21 protein-coding genes are annotated in these 16,580 nt (G+C 54.9%); 11 read left to right on the top strand and 10 right to left on the bottom strand.

The genetic code is table 11. The features are described 5' to 3' along the window. The first annotated feature begins 175 nt into the window (after window positions 1-175). From atpD to ACK8P8_RS01990, 11 genes are read left to right on the top strand one after another with little or no spacing between them, the layout of a single operon-like run. On the top strand, window positions 176-1,678 hold the full coding sequence (gene atpD / locus ACK8P8_RS02040) for a F0F1 ATP synthase subunit beta (RefSeq protein ID WP_306449780.1): 1,503 nt from the start codon (window positions 176-178) through the stop codon (window positions 1,676-1,678). 26 nt (window positions 1,679-1,704) lie between these two features. Beyond that, on the top strand, window positions 1,705-1,950 hold the full coding sequence (locus ACK8P8_RS02035; RefSeq protein WP_306449779.1) for a FoF1 ATP synthase subunit delta/epsilon: 246 nt from the start codon (window positions 1,705-1,707) through the stop codon (window positions 1,948-1,950). A gap of 17 nt (window positions 1,951-1,967) precedes the next feature. After that, window positions 1,968-3,035: a F0F1 ATP synthase subunit A gene (gene atpB / locus ACK8P8_RS02030; RefSeq protein ID WP_369859191.1), complete on the top strand. Its 1,068-nt coding sequence runs from the start codon at window positions 1,968-1,970 to the stop codon at window positions 3,033-3,035. A gap of 32 nt (window positions 3,036-3,067) precedes the next feature. After that, window positions 3,068-3,283 (top strand): ATP synthase F0 subunit C, encoded by a 216-nt coding sequence (gene atpE, locus ACK8P8_RS02025; protein WP_289300029.1) that lies wholly within the window; start codon window positions 3,068-3,070, stop codon window positions 3,281-3,283. An 18-nt stretch (window positions 3,284-3,301) separates the two neighbouring features. Continuing rightward, on the top strand, window positions 3,302-3,823 hold the full coding sequence (gene atpF, locus ACK8P8_RS02020; RefSeq protein WP_369859190.1) for a F0F1 ATP synthase subunit B: 522 nt from the start codon (window positions 3,302-3,304) through the stop codon (window positions 3,821-3,823). Further along, window positions 3,808-4,365: an ATP synthase F1 subunit delta gene (atpH, locus tag ACK8P8_RS02015; RefSeq protein ID WP_369859189.1), complete on the top strand. Its 558-nt coding sequence runs from the start codon at window positions 3,808-3,810 to the stop codon at window positions 4,363-4,365. The genes atpF and atpH overlap by 16 nt, the downstream gene beginning before the upstream one ends. 4 nt (window positions 4,366-4,369) lie before the next feature. Continuing rightward, complete coding sequence (gene atpA, locus ACK8P8_RS02010) at window positions 4,370-5,950, top strand: F0F1 ATP synthase subunit alpha (RefSeq protein ID WP_369859188.1); 1,581 nt, start codon at window positions 4,370-4,372, stop codon at window positions 5,948-5,950. A gap of 4 nt (window positions 5,951-5,954) precedes the next feature. Continuing rightward, window positions 5,955-6,818 (top strand): ATP synthase F1 subunit gamma, encoded by an 864-nt coding sequence (gene atpG / locus ACK8P8_RS02005; protein ID WP_369859187.1) that lies wholly within the window; start codon window positions 5,955-5,957, stop codon window positions 6,816-6,818. Window positions 6,819-6,831: 13 nt separating this feature from the next. Beyond that, the gene (locus tag ACK8P8_RS02000; protein ID WP_410025490.1) at window positions 6,832-7,662 is read left to right on the top strand and encodes a lipopolysaccharide kinase InaA family protein; all 831 of its coding nucleotides are present in this window, start codon (window positions 6,832-6,834) and stop codon (window positions 7,660-7,662) included. After that, complete coding sequence (locus ACK8P8_RS01995) at window positions 7,659-8,456, top strand: metallophosphoesterase family protein (protein WP_410025489.1); 798 nt, start codon at window positions 7,659-7,661, stop codon at window positions 8,454-8,456. Before ACK8P8_RS02000 ends, ACK8P8_RS01995 begins: the two co-directional genes overlap by 4 nt. Then, window positions 8,437-9,123, top strand: a complete 687-nt coding sequence (locus tag ACK8P8_RS01990) for a hypothetical protein (protein WP_410025488.1) — start codon at window positions 8,437-8,439, stop codon at window positions 9,121-9,123. Before ACK8P8_RS01995 ends, ACK8P8_RS01990 begins: the two co-directional genes overlap by 20 nt. Before the next feature lie 88 nt (window positions 9,124-9,211). Here ACK8P8_RS01990 and ACK8P8_RS01985 read toward each other — a convergent pair whose 3' ends face one another. Genes ACK8P8_RS01985 through ACK8P8_RS01940 form a run of 10 tightly spaced genes read right to left on the bottom strand, consistent with a single transcriptional unit; the run spans window position 9,212 to window position 16,580 of the window. Beyond that, window positions 9,212-9,817, bottom strand: a complete 606-nt coding sequence (locus tag ACK8P8_RS01985; RefSeq protein WP_369859182.1) for a DUF6549 family protein — start codon at window positions 9,815-9,817, stop codon at window positions 9,212-9,214. Beyond that, entirely contained in the window at window positions 9,810-10,022 is a 213-nt protein-coding gene (locus ACK8P8_RS01980) for a hypothetical protein (protein ID WP_369859181.1), read from the bottom strand. The genes ACK8P8_RS01985 and ACK8P8_RS01980 overlap by 8 nt, the downstream gene beginning before the upstream one ends. A 54-nt stretch (window positions 10,023-10,076) precedes the next feature. Further along, window positions 10,077-10,367: a hypothetical protein gene (locus ACK8P8_RS01975; RefSeq protein ID WP_410025487.1), complete on the bottom strand. Its 291-nt coding sequence runs from the start codon at window positions 10,365-10,367 to the stop codon at window positions 10,077-10,079. Continuing rightward, complete coding sequence (locus ACK8P8_RS01970) at window positions 10,364-10,540, bottom strand: hypothetical protein (protein WP_176554886.1); 177 nt, start codon at window positions 10,538-10,540, stop codon at window positions 10,364-10,366. Before ACK8P8_RS01970 ends, ACK8P8_RS01975 begins: the two co-directional genes overlap by 4 nt. Next, a complete protein-coding gene (locus tag ACK8P8_RS01965) occupies window positions 10,533-11,057 on the bottom strand; it encodes a hypothetical protein (RefSeq protein ID WP_240053675.1) in 525 nt (174 codons plus the stop codon). The genes ACK8P8_RS01970 and ACK8P8_RS01965 overlap by 8 nt, the downstream gene beginning before the upstream one ends. Window positions 11,058-11,086: 29 nt before the next feature. Beyond that, entirely contained in the window at window positions 11,087-11,353 is a 267-nt protein-coding gene (locus ACK8P8_RS01960; protein ID WP_099290222.1) for a hypothetical protein, read from the bottom strand. Between the two features lie 4 nt (window positions 11,354-11,357). Then, a complete protein-coding gene (locus ACK8P8_RS01955; RefSeq protein ID WP_099290223.1) occupies window positions 11,358-12,131 on the bottom strand; it encodes a 3'-5' exonuclease in 774 nt (257 codons plus the stop codon). A 21-nt stretch (window positions 12,132-12,152) separates the two neighbouring features. Further along, entirely contained in the window at window positions 12,153-14,330 is a 2,178-nt protein-coding gene (locus ACK8P8_RS01950; RefSeq protein WP_099290224.1) for a helix-hairpin-helix domain-containing protein, read from the bottom strand. Then, the gene (locus tag ACK8P8_RS01945) at window positions 14,327-14,866 is read right to left on the bottom strand and encodes an NUMOD4 domain-containing protein (RefSeq protein ID WP_099290225.1); all 540 of its coding nucleotides are present in this window, start codon (window positions 14,864-14,866) and stop codon (window positions 14,327-14,329) included. The genes ACK8P8_RS01950 and ACK8P8_RS01945 overlap by 4 nt, the downstream gene beginning before the upstream one ends. Next, window positions 14,856-16,580: a PHP domain-containing protein gene (locus tag ACK8P8_RS01940; protein WP_410025485.1), complete on the bottom strand. Its 1,725-nt coding sequence runs from the start codon at window positions 16,578-16,580 to the stop codon at window positions 14,856-14,858. Before ACK8P8_RS01940 ends, ACK8P8_RS01945 begins: the two co-directional genes overlap by 11 nt.

Here is a 16,580-nt window from a genome sequence, read left to right as displayed (position 1 = left end):
CGGAATTTTTGCATATCGGATTACTTTCGATATATCCGTTTCGGATTCACAAATGTTCGATATGTTGTTTTGAGGAATGGGCGGTATATATCGGACAACCTATGAGCGGAAAAGATAACTACCGTATCGTGCAGAATTAGTTGCTTTGCTATACGAAATAAACAAGACAAAACAAATGGAAGGATACATTTCACAAATCATCGGTCCTGTAGTGGATGTTCATTTCCCGGATGTGGAAAAGAAACGACAACTACCAGCCATCAATGAGGCACTTGCGATTCGTAGAGAAAATGGTGCGGAACTGATTGTAGAGGTCCAGCAGCACATCGGCGAGCATACGGTACGCACGGTTGCGATGGATTCGACGGACGGCTTGCGGCGCCACATGAAAGTAAATTCGCTCGGCCGTTCGATCTCTATGCCGGTTGGCGACCAGATCAAAGGACGTCTGATGAACGTCACGGGCCAAAATATCGACGGTATGCGTCCGCTCGACCGCACGGGCGAAGCCTCGATTCACCGCGAACCGCCGAAATTCGACGAGCTGGCCACCTCGCAGGAGGTGCTCTACACGGGCATCAAGGTTATCGACCTCTTGGAACCCTATGTCAAGGGCGGTAAGATCGGCCTGTTCGGCGGTGCGGGCGTGGGCAAGACAGTGCTTATCATGGAGCTTATCAACAACATCGCCAAGGGTCATAACGGCTTCTCGGTTTTCGCCGGTGTGGGCGAACGAACGCGCGAGGGTAACGATCTGCTGCGCGAGATGATCGAATCGGGTGTCATCCGATACGGTGAGGAATTCAAACGCAGCATGGAGGAAGGCCATTGGGATCTCTCGAAGGTCGATTACGATGAGGTAGCCAAATCGCAGGCCACGCTGGTGTTCGGTCAGATGAACGAGCCGCCCGGTGCGCGCAAATCGGTCGCTCTGTCGGGGCTGACAGTCGCCGAATCGTTCCGCGACAGCGGTGAGGAGGGGGCATCGAAGGACATTCTCTTCTTCATCGACAACATCTTCCGTTTCACGCAGGCCGGTTCGGAAGTTTCGGCCCTGCTGGGGCGCATGCCCTCGGCCGTGGGCTACCAGCCGACACTGGCAACGGAAATGGGCCAGATGCAGGAACGTATCACTTCGACTAAGCACGGGTCGATCACCTCGGTGCAGGCGGTCTACGTGCCGGCCGACGACCTGACGGACCCCGCACCGGCCACGACTTTCACCCATCTCGACGCGACGACCGTCCTGAGCCGCAAAATCGCCGAACTGGGCATCTACCCGGCCGTTGATCCGCTGGAATCCACGTCGCGCATCCTCGACCCGAACATCGTCGGCGAGGAGCACTACCGGACGGCCCAGCGGGTGAAACAGATTCTACAACGCAACAAGGAGTTGCAGGATATTATCGCCATCTTGGGCATGGATGAGCTTTCGGACGAAGACCGCACGATCGTGAATCGCGCCCGCCGTGTGCAGCGGTTCCTTTCGCAGCCCTTCTCCGTGGCCGAGCAGTTCACGGGCGTCCCGGGCGTGATGACGCCCATCGCCGAGACGATCCGGGGCTTCCGGATGATTCTCGACGGCGAGGTCGACCATCTGCCCGAGCAGGCATTCCTGAACGTGGGCACCATCGACGATGCCATCCGCAAGGGCGAAGAATTATTGCGGAAATCGTGATTGCGAAACTTAAAAAACATGTTGATATGCAGCTTACTATTGTGGCTCCGTGCGGCGTATTGTGCCACACGACCGTCGAAAAAGTCTCCCTGCCCGGAGCGTTAGGGGCTTTTACCGTTTTACCCGGCCATGCTCCTTTGATTGCCCAACTGTCAGAAGGCAAAATATCCTACACGAGCGGGACAAAAGAACATGAACAGGAAATCCGGCGAGGTTTCGTCAAAATAGAGCGAGACACGGTGGAAGCCAATGTCGAACTCGCTGAACCTTGATCGCAAAAAAAAATATTATGCAATGGAAATATAAAATATTGCTTTTTATCGCTTTGCTGCCGCTTCCGTTTCATGCGGCAGCGGAACAGTCAGGTCCCGATGTGATCGGTGTAGTGATGGAGCATATCGGCGACAGCTACGAATGGCACATCACGACCGTGGGTGAACGGGAATGGACAGTTCATCTGCCCGTCATCGTGCGCAGCCGAACGACCGGCTGGCACTGCTTCTCCTCTGTGCGGCTGCACGGCGGTGCCGAATACGAGGGACTGCGCATTGCCTCCGAAGGCGATTATGCAGGCCGCATCGTTGAGCGGCAGGACGACGGGTCCGATGTCCGGCCGCTGGACCTCTCGATTACCAAAACGGCGGCGGGGCTGCTGATAAACAGTGCGCTGGTCGTCGCGCTCGTGTTGGTCGTCGCACGCTGGTATCGCCGCCACAGGGTGACCGAGGAGGCGCCGCGCGGCGTGGTCGGGTTGTTCGAGATGCTCTGCTCGTCGCTGCTGGACGGCATCATCCGTCCCTGCGTCGGAGAACGGTGGCGCAAGTTCGCGCCATACCTGCTTACGGTCTTTTTCTTCATCCTTGTGAACAACCTGATGGGGTTGATACCGATTTTCCCGGCAGGTGCGAATGTGACGGGCAACATCGCCGTGACATTGGTGCTGGCTGTGGCCACGTTTCTGGCCATCAACCTCTTCGGAACCAAACACTATTGGAAGGATATTTTCTGGCCGGACGTACCGACATGGCTCAAAGTGCCGGTTCCCATCATGCCCCTGATTGAGTTCGTCGGAATCCTGACCAAGCCGTTCGCACTGATGATTCGTCTGTTCGCCAACATGATGGCGGGCCATTCGGTGATCCTGATCCTTACGTGCATCGTCTTTGTCACGGCGGAAATGGGGGCCGCGGTAAATGGTTCGATGACCGTGGTGTCAGTGCTGCTCAGCGTCTTCATGAATTGCCTTGAACTATTAGTGGCATTCCTGCAAGCCTATGTCTTCACGATGCTCTCGGCTGTTTTCATCGGTCTGGCACAAGAAACGCCTCATACGGAACAAAATATAGAAACCAAATAAAACACAAGTCAAATCTCAAATTAAGTTGAATTATGGAAACTTTAGGAATTTTCGGTGCTGCCATCGGTGCAGCTTTGGCCGTCATCGGTGCGGCTTTCGGTATCGGTAAAATCGGTTCGTCGGCTATGGAAGCCATCGGCCGCCAACCCGAAGCGGCGGACAAGATCCGCACGAACATGATTATCGTTGCTGCCCTGATCGAGGGTGTCGCCCTGTTCGCCGTAGCCGTATGTTTCATGGCACTGTAATCATTAACGACAGCAACCATGGGACTATTACAACCCGAATCGGGATTGCTGTTCTGGATGACGCTTGCGTTCGGTACGGTGTTTTTCCTCGTAGCGAAATTCGGTTTCCCGGTTATCGTCAAGGCAATTGATGATCGGAAACATTACATCGATTCGTCGCTTGCAACGGCACGGAAAGCCCGGCAGCAACTCTCCGAGGTCGAAACGGAAAAACGCATGATGCTGATGGAAGCGGAGGCTGAACGTACAAATCTGCTTCGCACAGCTTCTGCGGAACACGAACGTATTCTGTCGGAAGCACGGGATCAAGCGGCTAAAGAACGTGTGCGGCTGGTAGCGGAAGCCCGTGCTGAAGCTGAAGCGGAGCGGGAAGCTATATTGCAGGATGCCCGCCGACAGGTCGCCGTGCTCGCCGTGGCGATAACAGAAAAGATGTTGCGACGCGAATTGCAGGACAAAACATCGCAGACCGTACTGGCAGAACAACTGCTCGATGAAATCGAACACCCGAAAAACAAAACGACATGGACACCGGATTGATAGTCAAACGTTATGCCACGGCATTGGCCGACTTTGCCGCCGCCAATGGCGAGGAGCAGAGGGTTTATGATGAGGTGCAGCATTTGATCGCCGTTTATAAGACAGAACCGTCGCTTCGGGATGCCTTGCTTTCGCCAGTCTTGCCTGTTACAGCGAAAGAAGCGCTTTTCCGGCAGGTACTGGATAGCGGTAGCAGTCGCACGCTGGATGGATTCTTCTCGCTGGTGTTACACCGCCGTCGGGAAAAGTATTTGTATTTCATGTTATACTCCTACCTTTCCCTATACAAGCGGCGGCACGGCATACTCGATGCGGCACTGACGACTGCCGCACCCGTGAGCGATGAAACGGCAGAACGGATTACAGGTATCGTCCGAATGAGAACCCGCAGCAGGGAAGTACGTCTACATCGCAAGGCAGACGAATCGCTTATCGGTGGATTCGTTTTCCGTATGGACGACCTGCTCCTCGATGCCAGCCTTTCACGGCAACTGAACTTGCTGCGTAAACAATTAGGACGCAAACAAAATAGAATTGTATGAAATCATGAACACAGAACAGATAAAACCATCGGAAGTTTCGGATATACTGCTTTCCGAATTGCAACAGACAGACCTTACGGCGCAATTCGCCGAGGTAGGTACGGTGTTGCAGGTCAGCGACGGCGTAGTGCGTATCTTCGGATTGCAGAATGCCGAAGCGAACGAACTTTTGGAATTCGAAGACGGCATGAAGGCCGTAGTGATGAATCTCGAAGAAGACCATGTGGGCGCAGTTCTGCTCGGTTTTTCCGAACGTATCGAAGAGGGGGATTTGGTGCGCCGCACGGGCCGCACGGCATCGATCCGTGTGAGCGAAGCGATGCTCGGCCGCGTCATCGACCCGCTGGGCGAACCGCTTGACGGCAAAGGCTCGATCGGCGGCGACCTCACGGAGATGCCGTTGGAGCGCAAGGCCCCGGGCGTCATCTTTCGCCAGCCGGTGAACCAGCCGTTGCAGACGGGTCTGAAAGCCGTTGATGCGATGATTCCCATCGGCCGCGGACAGCGCGAGCTGATTATCGGCGACCGTCAGACCGGCAAGACGGCAATTGCCATCGACACGATTATCAACCAGCGCCGCAATTTCGAGGCGGGCGATCCGATTTATTGCATTTATGTAGCTATCGGCCAAAAGGCATCGACTGTTGCGGCGCTTGTGGAGACATTACGTCGACATGGAGCGATGGCCTACACGGTTGTCGTGGCCGCCACGGCCGCCGATTCGGCTGCCATGCAGTATTTCGCACCCTTCGCCGGGGCGGCCATCGGCGAGTATTTCCGCGACACGGGACGTCATGCGCTGGTCGTCTACGATGACCTTTCGAAGCAGGCTGTGGCCTACCGCGAGGTGTCGCTCGTGCTGCGCCGTCCGTCGGGCCGCGAAGCCTATCCGGGTGATATTTTCTACTTGCACTCGCGTCTTCTGGAGCGAGCAGCCAAGATCATTGATCAACAGGAAGTAGCCGCCGAGATGAATGACTTGCCCGAATCCTTGAAGGATAAAGTGCGTGGCGGCGGTTCGCTCACGGCACTGCCCATTATCGAGACACAGGCGGGCGATGTCTCGGCCTACATCCCGACGAACGTCATCTCCATCACCGACGGTCAGATTTTTCTCGATGCCAATCTTTTCAATCAGGGCAACCGTCCGGCTATCGACGTGGGCATCTCCGTTTCGCGCGTCGGCGGCAACGCCCAGATTAAGGCAATGAAGAAGGTTGCTGGTACGCTGAAGATCGATCAGGCACAGTATCGCGAGTTGGAATCGTTCTCGAAGTTCAGCAGCGACATGGATGCCGTGACGGCCGCCGTGCTGGACAAGGGACGCAAGAATACGCGCCTTTTGGTGCAACCGCAGTACAGCCCGATGCCTGTCGAGCAGCAGATCGCCGTCCTTTACTGCGGTACGCATGGGCTGATGCGCGATGTCCCGCTGGAGCGGGTTGCCGATTTCGAACGGGAGCTGCTCCGCGAGTTGGAAGCCTCGGAGGTTTTTGAAACCTTGCGCGGCGGTGTGATCGATGAAGCGACCGGAGCAGCCATCGAAACTGCGGCCGCACGGGTATCGTCCAATTTGAAAGCATAGGCGTATGGCAGCACTCAAAGAGATAAAAGCCCGCATCGCTTCCGTACAAAGTACGCTGAAGATCACCTCGGCAATGAAGATGGTTGCCTCGGCCAAATTGCACCGTGTACAGGCGACGGCTTTGGCATTGGCTGAATATGAACGGGGACTGTCGCAGATTGTAGCGGCGTTAACGGCCACATCCGATACAAAAGTCGCTTCACCGTTACTGTCGCCGCATGAAAAACACGAAGAGGCCGTGGTCGTGGCCTTTTCATCAGACGGCTCGTTGTGCGGTTCTTTCAACGCCAATGCAGTCAAGGCGCTGGCACAGCAGGTTGAGGTGCTTCGCGCCGACGGGTTCGACCGCGTGACGGTGATTCCCGTGGGCGAGAAAATCGCACAGGCTGTCGTCAAGGCGGGATACAATGCGAATGAACGTTTTCATTCGCTTGTGTCGAAACCGGCCTACGGTGACGTTGCCGTGCTGGCCGATCTTTTGATGGCGGAATATACGGCCGGAAAGGTTGACCGTGTGGTATTGGTCTACAACCATTTTCACTCGATGGGACATCAGACGCCCGTGCAGCAGACGTTTCTGCCGATAACGATGCCTATGGGAGAAGAACTGTTCGACTACGCTCCGGAATACATTTGTGAACCTAAAACGGAAACGCTCCTTGCGGCACTGCTGCCCTACACGCTTCGCGCACGTCTTTATGCTGTGTTGCTGGACAGTGTCACGGCCGAACATGCGGCCCGCACCGTCGCCATGCAAACCGCCTCAGACAACGCTTCGGAGTTGTTGGACGATCTGTCGCTGACCTATAACAAACGCCGCCAGCAAGCCATCACTGACGAACTGGCCGACATTACTCCCAACGATTGATTTATAACGTACCATGAAGATCCTCATCAATTCCAAATATGAATACCTCCGACCATTCGTCGAACAGCTGACCCGCCCGATCTTTTTCGCTCGGCACGGAGAGACGCTGCACAGCGGCCGTAACATCGTCAAACTCTTCGAGACGGACGGCATGCGGCTCGCAGTCAAAAGCTACGAACGCCTGACATTATGCAACCGTATGCTGTACGGTTCGCTTCGTAAGAGCAAAGCCATGCGCGCCTATCTGTATGCCGACAGGCTGCGTCGGTTGGGCATCGATACGCCCGAGGAGGTGGCTGTCGTGGAAATCCGAAGGGGGGGGGTAATGCGGCAATGCTATTTCGTGTCGCTGTACACGGATTATGAATCGATCCGTCCCGCGACCGAGACGTTCATGCAGAACGAAGAGGCGAAAAACGTCCTCGACGGCGTGGCCGGATTTCTGGTTCGAATGCACTGGGCTGGTGTGGAGCATAAGGATTTGAATGTAGGAAATATTCTATGTAAAAAAGAAAGAGACAACGGAGCTGACCGATATTGTTTTATGGTTATCGATACCAACCGAATGTCGTTTCGCAGGCATCTTTCTATGCGCCGACGTTTGCGCAACATGCGCCGCCTGTCATGCAGTGCGTCGGCCTATCTCTACATCCTGCACCGTTATGCGGAGCTGTTGCGCACCGATGCGAATGGAGTTCAACTCAAAGGTATCATTTGCCGCTTACTCTTCGAATGGCGGCAACGCACAAAAAGAAAAATCAAAAGCATCTTCCGTCGGAGCAAGCCTCAACCGCGAGCAGAATGCGAAGATGTTTATGTCGCACAGATTTCCGGTCGGTTATGAAACATAGTATCGTATTTTCAACTATTGCTGTATTTCTGGCTGCCTGTCAGGTCGAATACCATCCCTACGATACACGCATCGATGGCGAAACGGGTATCAATGCCTGCAATATCGCTCGCATCGAGGCTGCTTGCAAAGGCAAGCGGACGATTCGTTTTGCGCAGATAAGCGACACGCAGCGATGGTACGACGAAACCGAAGATGCGGTCAGGGCGCTCAATGCTCGCGACGACATCGACTTCGTGATCCATACGGGCGACATGGCCGATTTCGGCATGCGCGACGAGTTCGAGCGGCAGCGAGACATCCTCAATCATCTGCGTGTTCCTTACGTCGCCTTGCTGGGCAACCACGACTGTCTGGCTACCGGCGAACGAATTTTTACCAAGATTTTCGGCGAGGTCGATTTCGCCTTCACGGCCGGCGACGTGCGGTTCGTCTGTCTGAACACCAATGCGCTGGAGTTCGATCACGACACACCTGTCCCGAATTTCGACTTTCTTGAACGCCAGATTGACGGCTTCCCCGCCGGGGCCGAAAAGACTGTCGTGGTCATGCACGCCAAACCTTATTCCGAACAGTTCGATAACAACGTGGCCAAAATTTTCCAGCAGACGATCCGTCAGTTTCCCCAGTTGCAATTCTGCCTGAACGGCCACGGTCACAACTTCGCTGCTGAAGAGATTTTCGATGACGGGGTGGTATATTACGAATGCGACAATATCGGAAAAGAGAATTACCTGCTCTTTACCATTACCGAGGAGGGATACAGCTATGAACGGGTGGAATTTTAAACGATTCATTATCGTATTGGTCGGTTGTCTATGGCTGTTGCCTGCAACGGCTCAGGAACCGTCGTTCGTCCCGCTTGCCAACATTCAACTCGGTCAAAACAAACGCCTCGATTTTCGGGAGCATCGAGGGTATGAAGGATGGGAACGGCTTATTCCCACACATGTCAAGGCACAGTACGCCGGAGGTATGGGATTCATGTCGGTTGGCTGCGGATGGGACTACGGAAAGAAATGCCGTTGGGAAACCGACGTGCTGGTTGGCATCCTGCCCAAAGCCTATTCAGACCGAACACATACGACCTTCACGCTCCGGCAGAATTATATTCCGTGGAGCATCCGATGCTGCGAGCGATTCGCCATAGAACCCTTCACGTCAGGCATTTATCTTAACTTAATTACAGGCGAGGATTATTGGGTACGTGAGCCCGACCGTTATCCGGGCGACCGCTATTACGGTTTCACTTCACGGCTGCGGACGCATCTATACGTCGGGCAGCGATTCACTTATTACCTCAAAAACGACTGCCTGCTGCGTCATATCACGCTTTATTACGAGTTGAGCGCCAACGACCTCGACATCGTCGCCAAATGCGGGAACAAGTCGCTCGACTTGTCCGAAATCGTCTATTTCTCGGTGGGGATCAAGTTCCAGCTGTTACGGGAATGAATATGAATGAAGAGCTATTACTGTGTATGAGATTATCCGCCGCCTAACAAATTTGGCTAAAAAATCAGAGCAACTGGCAAATCATGGTTTACCGGTTGCTTTTTGCTATTTGTATATACTCCGAATACCGTATCTCCGCATACGGGTTGTCACTTGAAATGGTTTGATGCACGGACTTTACCCGCCGCCAGAACCACCAGCCTTTATACTCTAACCACACCGCTTGGCGCAGCGTCACCGGCACCCGTATCTCACCCCGCAGCCGGTTATCCTCGATGATTCCCGTAAGCTGGATGTGCGGCGTAACCATCTCTACCCTTTGGCGCAGAATCGGCACCGTATCCCGCACAACCACCGTGTCCCGTATCACGGCGTCTATCGGTCCGGCCACCTCAACCTCATGCCGTGCCGCCGCTTCGAGGTGTTTGATTTTTATCCCGAGCCGCCTGATTTTCTCGGCATCCTCGGCACGCAGACGCTTGTATTCGTCCACCCGCAACCGCAGCGCATTCACATCCACGGCCATTGTCGTCGAATCGACACGGATACGCTTCATATCCGACAGCAACGCTTCTGTATTGCTCCGGTAGCGGTTGCGTTCCTCCTTGAGATAGCCGTTGCGTTGCCACAGAACTGCAACAGCCCCACCGAGCAACAGCACGGCGAGGCTCAAATACAGGGTACTCTTACGCATGGCAGACCGATTCGGCGGGGATGAACCACTCGTATTCCTCTTGGTACGGGTCTTTGAGAAACACCATATACCCCTTGCATCCGCGACGTTCGGGACTGGTAAGGTCTTCCGACACGACACCCGTTTTCCCGACCAGTTCCTCCAGCATCATCTCCGTAAGCTGGGATGATGCCACTATCTTCACTTTTGAATTTCTTGCTATCATAACGCTTTTTATTTGATGAATAGTAATTTAGATTTCTTCCGGCTTCTCAATCATTTATCGTTTTTGCTTTAAGAGTTCCTTGATGTCCTCCCGCATCTCCCGAATGTCGGTCTGCAAGGAGGTGAACTGGGTCATCGTCGCCTCGAACACCGCCTTGTCGAGCTTGATGGCGTCAATGCGTTCGTACTGGTCCTGCACTTTCATCTCTAATGTCTGGCAGCGGCGTGTCAGTTCGTTGATATGCTCGGTGTTGCTGACGTGCTGCACATAGAGGGTCACGACAAACGAAACGATGATGATAATCGTCCGGAAGTTGTCGCTGATGAAGTTTCTTACTTGTGTCATGATGGATTTTGTATTAAGATGGAAAAAGCATTCGTGATGGCCTCCATAAGCCGTGCGGCCACCTCGGAGTCCCGTAGCAGACCGTATAACAACAGCCCGAGGATAACGAGGATGTAAATCACCCGTTCCGCCGTGCGGCGGCTGAACTTCGGTCGGTTCCTATTTTCACTCATGGGGCGTGGATTGCGGTACGATGACGTTGAAGACTACGCCGCCCTCACCGCCGTCGATACGGAGTTTGGTTTCCTGCGAGCACTTGATGGGATAAAGCTCCATGAGGGCTTTGGCGGCATTGACGGCTACGGCACGCAACGGTGCCGGGGAAAGCGGCACGCCGAATTTGTCGGTGTACTCGGCCGAGGAGGTTTCGCTCATCACCGCTTTGAGTGTCTCGGCCACCTGCAACCGGGTGGCGATGGTCTCGACGTCGAACTGCACACTGTCAATCATCTCCCGAATACGGGCCGAGATATGCGGACGCCCCAGCAGCAGACGGCTGGCGATGGGTACGTTCTTGCCCTTGCCGAACACCTCCTCGTAACACTTGCGGTGGTTGCCGGCATAGAGCGGACCGCCGGAGACGTACAGCTCGCAGAACTTGTCTTCCTCTTCGGTCAGCGGCTTGTCCGCCAAAGGGACAGGCACCGCCGGCAGCACCTCGTTCGTCTTATCGCTATCTTTCTTTTTCATCACATTGTCGTTTGAAAAAGAATAGAGAATTACGGCTTCGGCGGTTGAATAAAATCCGCCTTTCTGGAGATAAGCTGCTCCATCAGTGTCTGGTAAAACACATCGGCCAGCGCGTCGGCACACGCTTCGGCATCTGCCAGCGAGTTGATGAGCCGCATGTTGAACATCACGTTCAGGTCATACCCCGTAATGGCGGCCATCAGCTCGTTGCCGTCGTAGTTCAGTATCCCGTAGGTCATGCGGTCTTCCACCCGGAACGTGACCCGTTCTATCTTGTCTCCTTTCTTCTCTTCCATAACTTCAGATTTTGAAATGGTTCCTCATCTTCGGTGTCCGCTGCTGCGAAATATCCGTATCCCCGTTCTGCCGCAGACGGCGGCTGCACAGAGCGGCCACTTCCCGTGTGGCCGTCACATCGGCATCGGCATCGTGGGCATCGTCCAGTTCGATGCCGAGACGTTCGGCCACCAGCTCCAGCTTGTAGGACGTGACCTGCGGATCGGCGGCTAAACAGAGCCGTGCCAGGTCGATGGTGTCTAAGTAATGAGGCTGGAAGTTCCCGTAAAAATCCGTCGTGCCGGCGAATACCTGCGCGAACTCTTTCTGTAACCCGGCATAAGCCATCATCTGTTGGAGAAAGCCCACGTCGAACGGGATGTTCTGCCCGATAAGCACGGGCTTGTAACGGACGCCCTTGCACAGGGTATGTTTGCGGGCGAAGTCGATGACATCCGCCGCCACCTGTTTCAAGAGGATGCCCCGTGTCCGCAGTAGGTCCATCGTGATGTCGGTGTAGTTCAGCGCGGCGGCCTCGTAGTTCATCGATTCGGAGGTGCTCTCCTGTTCGATCTCCCGACGTGTCTTGAGCACTTTGCGTTTGGGTGCCCCGCCCAAAGGCTGCTTGTCGTAAGGGGCGATATAGTTCGCATAGCGTCCCAGCACCTCGAAGGTGTCGAGCCGCACGGCCTGCATGGCGATCTGCGTGCAGGCGCAGCGCGTGCAGTCCAGACCGCCGGTCTCGAAGTCGAGCACGACGGCCGTATAGATTCCTTGTTCTGTCTTGGGTGTTGCCATATTATCCGAATAAGTTGATTCTCATACGATATGAATGATAGTCGATTTGGTGCTTTGGAGGTTGTTTGTGCCGGAATAGTCGCTGTACTTGACCATCCCCGACACGATGACGATACGGTCTTTCAGTGCGGAGATTTCCTCCCGATGGGCTTCGCAGGTCTCGCTCCAGCAGACCATCTCCGCCACGTCGTTATTCTGCTGGAGCGTCAGCTTGATAAACCGCTTGCGTTCGCCGCTCGTCCGGTCTTTGTACGTGTGCTCGGACAGCTCCGTGACGGAGGCGCATACGGCGGCACGCCGTCCGTCGCTGGCCGGGTCGAGCACGTCGTGCAGACTCAGGTAGGAGGCTTTGCCTTTCACGAGCGCACGGGCTTCGGATGCCTCGAAGATGCGGCGGTAGTCCACCGAACCGATGCCCGACACGGCAATCTGCTGGCGGCTCCAAAAGTAATGCCGCCCGACCAGCTCCTCGGGGAAGTCTTTCTCCGAAAGCGTGAAGCCTAATTCTGCCGCTGCACGGGCAAGCAGACCGTAACGCTCCGTCACCGTACCGATACCTTCCACTTTGTCGAAGCATCCAGACAGAATCATGTTCCGCACATGCCGGGCATTGACCGGTACCCGCACGGATTCTTCAGCATTGTCGGGGTCGTCCCAGTAGGCGTATTTCTTCAATTTGTACCGGAATATCCGGTGGATGAAGTGCTCGATGGAGGTGTAAGGACCGTTTTTCTCGCGTTCCTCGACGATGCAGGCAACGGCTTTGGCTCCGAGCTGTTTGATGCGGCCGAGTGACCAGAAGATTTCATCCGTGCCGTAGTCGGTGAAGAATACCTGCCGGGAGGTGTTGATTTCGGGCGGCACGATGCGGGCTTTCGAGCAGAGCTCCATCTCGGACATCAGCAACGGGATTTCTTTGTCGTCGGCCCACTGCAATGCCACGGTGTAGAACGCTGTCGGATAGTTGGCTTTGAGATAGGCTCCCACGTAGCTGGTGACGGCATAAGCGGTGGCATGGCTGGCATTGAACAGGTAACCGCCGCCGGCTTCGATCATTTCCCAGATGTGTTCCGCATCTTCTTTGGGACACCCTTTGGCGGCAGCTCCCGTCATGAACTTCTCCTTCATGGCGCGGATGACATCGATTTTCTTTTTGGAGATGAGTTTCAGCAGCCGCACGCCCTCGGCCAGCGAGAAACCGCCGACTTCACGCGCCATCTGGGCGAGCTGTTCCTGAAAGACCAGTACGCCGTAAGTGTTTTTCAAGGCATCGTAGGTTCCCCACAAATAAACGGGGGCCACTTCCTCACGGCGGCAGAGCAGGTATTTTTCGGCCGAACCGGAATCGAGCGTCGCCGGACGGTACAACGCTCCGGCGGCAATCAGGTCGCCGATGCACTGCGGCCGCATGTCTTGCAGGAAGCGGGTCATGCCCGGCGAGGAGAACTGGAAGACGTTCTGCGTGTAGCCCTCCGACAGGATACGGAAGGTCTTCTCGTCGTCCAAGCCGCTGCGCACGATACCCTCGAAGGAGAGCCCCGCACCGTATTCCCGGTTGCAGATGTCGATGACCGCCTGTATTTTCGACAGCTCCTTGATGCCGAGACAGTCGTTTTTCAGCAACCCGACCTCGTCGATGGAGTATCCGTCCAGCTCGGAAATGAGCAGGTCGTCCACTTTCTTGATGGGCGTGTAGTCGAAGCACTCCATCGGCTCGCCGTCCTGCTGCTTGGGCGTGATGATGATGGCCGAGGCATGGACGGAACCGGAACGGGGCTGACCCATAAGCGGGCGGATGTCCTCGATGACCCTCGGGTACCGTAGGATGAAGTCCCGGACTTTCTTGTTGGTGGCGGCCAACTTGAACAGGTCGGTCCAGGTCATGTTGTCGTCCCCGAAGATGGCCGTGATGTAGTTCACCACACTGACCGGCACACGGTGTACGCGGCTGACATCTTTCAGCACGGCTTTCATTTTGAGGGTCGTGAGCGTACCGGCGGAGAAGACCTGCTGTCGCCCGTCGGTGTTGTACCGACGCTCCAAATACTCCTTGACCTCCTGCCGGCGGTCGGACTGGAAGTCGATGTCCACGTCGCTCATGGTTTTACCGGAACCTTGAAGATAACCGTCACCGACCTCACAATCATACGCTTTTACAATGTGCCGGGATTCAATCTTCCTTATTGATTCTATTTTCATCGGACGTAGGTTTTATTGTTCACGATGTTGCATATTGCCTGTTTGCACACGCCGAACATACCGGCCAGTTCGACTTGGCGGATACCCCACAGATAGTGTAATAACCGAATTTGACAAGCCTCCTCGTTTGTTAATTTCGCGTGGGCATGGTTCTCACCGTAATCTCTTTTCAGATTCTGTTCTATGGCATGTCGATAGTTTTCTTTCCGCGTGCACATTTCGAGATTATCGGCTCTGTTGTTCAGTTTATTGCCGTCTTTATGATTGACTTCCAGGACTGAATTCCAATCCGGTAAAAAAGCACTGGCGACAAGCCGGTGAATCAGAAAGTGTCTGGTGTTGTTTCGTGTACTTAATTGTACCTGAAAATAAGGGGATGTTCTGCCTTGAGCGGGAGTCAGGATATGGCCTTTGAGCAGACGTTCTTTTCTATTCTGCACGAGCACTATCCTGTCCAGGCTTCGTACTTGCCCGAAATTACTGACTTGATAACACTTTTCGTAACCGGGTATATCTTTCCATATTTCATCTTCCATATCGCATATCTTTGTTGATTTCAAATAGTAAATCCCGATTGTCGAACAGGATATCATCCCCCTCCCGAAGCTCATCGGCATAGACCTCGATCTGTTTTTCGCCACGGCGTACCGCCAACCGGGCATCGCGGTCAAAAAGCACTGTCTGACCATTACTCAAACATAGTTTCACGTAGCTCGTAGATGCAATCGTTCCGACAAGTTTGGTCGCTTTGGCCGGATAGAGCCCGGCACGCTCGGGCAGCAGGAAACGCTCGAAGAGCAGGTTGTACCGGATGGGGTCGATAAGCGTGATACCCAACAGGTACAAAGCCAGACAACCTCCTGCCGAACCGCGCCCGCACCCCACAAGAATACCGTTGCGACGTGCCCAGTTTACCGTATCGTACTGCACGAGCATGTAGTCAATGTTATCTGTAGATTCGAGAATGTAGATCTCTTTATCGAGTCGCTTCCTGTACTTGTCCTTTTGTTCGGCGGGTACCAGTTTGGAAAAACCCTCTTCGAGCAGGGAAAGGAACATCGTATGCGTATCGCCGTAACGCTGCCGCTCCTCCGCCGTCATGTCGTAGCGGGGCATGTAGTTCCGCTCGGTCTGGTAACGGGCTTCGGCACCCTCGGCAATCTCCACCGTGTGGCGGCACATCCGCTCGAAGAGCGCGTCCGTGTTCCACCGCTCGCCGTCGAAAAGCGCACGGACGGCGGTATAGTGCTCGTCGATGTCTTTGAAGTATTGGTCGTCGCTCTGGGCATGGGCGGCACCCGTGGCGATTTTGTTGAGCACGGTTTTCGTGCGGGCATCGTCCTTGTCCGGATAGTAGCAGTCGGTGATGAGTATCGGCTCCACTAAGAAACTGTCGTTCCGCTCGTCGTAGAAGGTGTGGAAGAAATGGGCGGTCGCCTTCAGCACCTCGGCATCCAGCCGTTCGGCCTTGTACTCCGACAGGTCCACCTGGTAGAACACCTTATCGAAGGTCTCCCGCAGGGCTTTCACCGCATGTAGGTTATTTTCCATCCAGCACGGCGAGAGTTTGCCGAACACCAATACGTTCCCTTCGCCGCGGCGGAGCAGTTCGGGAAGCGGAATGGTCGCGTCCGCAGCATCCACCATGACGGCTTTCTGGATGCGCAGCAGATTCCTGAGTCCGCGCTGGCTTTGACAGTAGATTTTTACCTCCACCTTTTCGCTCTCGTGCGCCAGCGTGCAGGTGTATCCGATGACGGGACGGATGCCGGCCTTGTCGCAGGCTTTCTGCAACGCCAGCGTCGCACCCATCGTATTCCGGTCGCAGATGCCGAGGGCGGTATGGCCCATCCATGCGGCTTTCCGCACCCACTGCGACACGTCGCCCGAGGCATTGAGCAGTTCGTAGGGCGTATGGACACCTAAGTTCACGAACGGGGTTTTCCGCTTACAGGGAACTCGCCGACCCACGTATTTGAGGATGTTCAGAGCGAAGCCCTCCCGGAGGGAGTAGTAGTACCAGTTGTCCCCGAACGGGAAGACGACGTATTCGATGCCCTCGGACAGCAGCACCTCCGGATGTTCCATCAGGTTGAATTCCACCTCTGCGCCTCGCACACGGAAAATCGACTCCACCCCGGAAAGGTCCGCGAGGAACAGTTTGCCGAGCCCTTCAATTTCGACCACTTCACGGTCTATGGGCCGGTAAGCGATGCGGTGCGCTTTCAGCCATTCATGTAATTCGTTCAT

This window comes from Butyricimonas muris (assembly GCF_046365375.1).
Taxonomy (GTDB): domain Bacteria; phylum Bacteroidota; class Bacteroidia; order Bacteroidales; family Marinifilaceae; genus Butyricimonas; species Butyricimonas muris.
Note: the sequence above shows the minus strand (reverse complement) of the source record. Positions and strands in the feature narration are given on the sequence as shown.